Consider the following 3287-nt stretch of genomic DNA (forward strand, 5'->3'; position numbering starts at 1 on the left):
CTGCTGGTCGTGCTGTGGGCGCAGATCATTCTGCCCAAGCGCGAGCGCCAGGAAAACCACCAGCACGCGGACGACAAGCAGAACGACATGTTCGGCAAGGACCGCCCCCTGCCCACCGCCGCCAGCGTCAGTCCCCTGGTGCCCTACCGCGCCCTGCTCGCCGACTTCGGTGTGCAGCTGGGCAAGAAGACCCGCCTGGACGGCAACCTCAAGCGCCTGGAAAACCACGGCTTCATCGTGCGCAAGGGCGAAGACATCGCCGAAGGCCCGCTGCTCGATCTGCTGCTCGACTACGACGCCCTCGCCCCCCGCATCCTGCAAGGCGCCCTGGGCGACGTGCTGGCCCAGGCCAAGGAGCTGGTGGGCAACCTGCCGCTGGCCATCACGCAGCCCTACCAGGAGGAACTCGAAGAGATCCCCGAGGACGAGGAGGACGAGCTGCCCCCCGACACGCGCCCCACCGCCCCCGACGAGGCCTGATCCCCATGTTTCACCTGCAAAGCCTCGAACTGCTGCACTGGGACTACTGCCAGCGCCTGACCCTGCCGCTCGACGGCGCCATCATCACCGTGGCCGGCCCCAACGGCTCGGGCAAGACCACCCTGCTCGATGCCATGCGCACCCTGCTGGGCCTGGATTGCTCCGGTGGCCGCAACTACAAGACCTACGCCCGCCACGCCAACGCCGACAGCGCCTGGCTGCGCGCCACGGTCGACAACCGCCCGCGCAACCGCCAGTCCAGCAACCGGCCGTTTGCGCGCTGCCTGCTGTACGCGGACGTGGTGACCCTGGTGTGCCGCATCGACCGCAATGGCGGCGACTGGCAGCGCCGCTACACCATGGTCGAAGGCGACGTCTCCATCGAGCAGCTCATCGAACGTCAGGACAAGGACTGGCTGGGCATCGACAACTGGCGCAAGCGCCTCGAAGGCGCGGGCCTGTCGCGGGCGATTGCCAAGGTGCTCGCGCTGGAACAAGGCCAGACCGACCGCCTGTGCGAATACAGCCCCAAGGAGCTGCTGAAGCTGGTCTTCGACGTCTTCGGGGACCAGGACGTGCTCGACCGCTACGACGAAGCGCGCAACCACCAGCGCCAGCTCACGCAGGAGGTGGAAGCCGCCGAGCGCGAGCTCTCGCATGGCAAGGCCCAGCGCGCCGAGCTCGAAGCCCGCGTCAACAGCTACCGCCAGTACGAACTCAAGTGCCAGGAGCGCGAAACCCTGGCCACCGAGGTCGTGCCCGTGCTCAGCAACCACGAGACCCGGCGCGTGCTGGGCCACAAGCTGCGCGAGCTGCACAAACAGCGCCTGCAATCGAGCGAAGACCGCCGCCAGCACGGCCAGGTCAAGGCCGACCTGCTGCAGCGCCTGCAGGAGCAGACCGCGGCGGCCGAGCGCGTCGAGCAGTTGGAAGCCCAGGTGCGCAGCGCCCGCCGCCTGCAGGAAGAGGCCCGCGACGCCGAGCGCCCCACCGAGCTCATCGTCAAGCGCGCCGACGAGCTGCAGGGGCTGGCCGTGGTCGAGGGCGACGCCGACAAGCTCACCCACCGCATCGGCGAGCTGGGCGAGCACAAGCTCAAGCTCACGACCCAGTGGCAGCGTCTCAAGGACCAGCGCGACGAGGCGCAAAAGGCCTTCGACGCGCTCAAGGGCCAGCGCCTGGCTCCGCCCCCGCCCGACGTCACGCGCTTTCGCCGCACGCTCGACGAAGCCGGCATCGCCCACCACCTGATCGCCGACATCATCGAGATCACCGACGAGAAATGGCGCGCCGCCGCCGAAGGCGTGCTGCGCGGCAGCCGCTGGGTGGTGGTGCTGGGCAAGGCCGGGCAGGAAGCCCAGGCCCTGGCCCTCGCCGAGAAAGAGCGCTTTCGCCACTACGTCGTGGCCGACGCCGAAGCCGCCCCCGCCAAACCCGATCCGCACAGCCTGCTGAGCGTGCTCAGCTTCTCGGCCACGGCGCCACGCTGGCTGCTGCGCCAGCTGGGGAACATCCGCCGCGTGGCGAACACCGAAGAAGGCGTGAAAACGGGCGGTGAGTGGATCACCCCCGAGGCCTACCACCGCGATGGCCGCGGCGGCCGCAGCGTCTGGGTCGACCCCGGCCAGCACCAGTTCGGCGCCTCCGCCGTGGCGGCCCGCCGCCAGTCCATCGAAGCCCGCCTGGCCCAGCTCGACGAGGAGATGACCCGCGTCGTGCGCGACCAGGCCTTCTTTGAACGCCAGCTGCAGGACGCCCGCAAGGCCGCACAAGGTTTCACCGCGGCCGCCGAACTGGCCGAACGCGAGGCTGAATTCAGCGAGGCCCGACGCCAGCTGCCCGTGCTCAAGCAGGCCCGTGTCGACGCCGGCGAACGCTGGCAGCAGACCGAGGCCCAGCTCAAGCGCGCCGTGGTCGAACAGACCAACGCCCAGCACGCCTACCGGCAGGCCCAGGAACGCCTGGCCCACATCGAGCAGCGCAGCGCCCAGCACGAACGCGAATGGCAGCAGCGCTTCGACGACACCATCGCCCAGGCCCTGATGTCGCGCGAGGTGAAGCTGCAACTGCCCCGCCGCTGGCGCGAACCCGCCCGCATCGCCGAGATGCAGGCCAAGTACGGCAACGTCACCCAGGCCCGCCTGCGCGCCGAAGCCGTGGAACGCGAACTCCACGAGGGCCACTGGGAAACCGACGCCACCGTGCTGGAGCAGCTCACCCTGATGAACGCCAACGTGCTGCGCCAGGAAGACGAGCTCGGCCAGCGCAAGGGCAGCAATGCCGCCGCGGCCATCGCCGTGGCCAATGCCCGCGAGCGCTACACCGACGTGCTCAAGGTGACCGTGCGCCGCTACCGCAAGAACATCATCGAGCTGGGCCAGCTGGCAGGGGTCGAGGTCAACGCCGAGCTGCCCCACCTCGATGGCGACGACAGCGGCCTGCGCCAGGCCGAGCTCAAGGTGCACTTCAACTTCGACGGCAAGGGCAGCATCGGCCTGAACGACGGCGAGGCCTCGGGCGGCCAGCAGGTCATCAAATCCCTGATCCTGCTGGTGGGCCTGATGAAGGACGACGAATCCACCGGCGGCTTCGTCTTCATCGACGAGCCCTTTGCCCACCTCGACGTGCGCAACATCCAGCTGGTGGGCCACTTCCTGCGCTCCACGCGCGCGCAGTACGTGCTGACCACGCCCATCACGCACAACGTCGAGGTCTTCGAGCCGGCCGACGTGACCCTGGTCACGGCCAAGAAGCCCAAGGGCGCACGCTGGGCCCCGCCCATCGGCGTGCTGCAGCGCCGCCCGCCC

Annotated in this window: 1 protein-coding gene and 1 pseudogene; both read left to right on the forward strand. The window is 69.3% G+C overall.

Annotated features, from left to right (window positions below):
- A pseudogene (locus tag QZ994_RS19190) lies at window positions 1-480 on the forward strand (hypothetical protein); the annotation flags it as partial.
- 5 nt (window positions 481-485) lie between these two features.
- Window positions 486-3287, forward strand: a 2802-nt coding sequence (locus tag QZ994_RS19195; RefSeq protein WP_290877510.1) for an ATP-binding protein, incomplete at its 3' end; no start/stop codon positions are given.

The organism is Aquabacterium sp. (assembly GCF_021768455.1).
In the GTDB taxonomy this organism is placed as follows: domain Bacteria; phylum Pseudomonadota; class Gammaproteobacteria; order Burkholderiales; family Burkholderiaceae_C; genus Aquabacterium.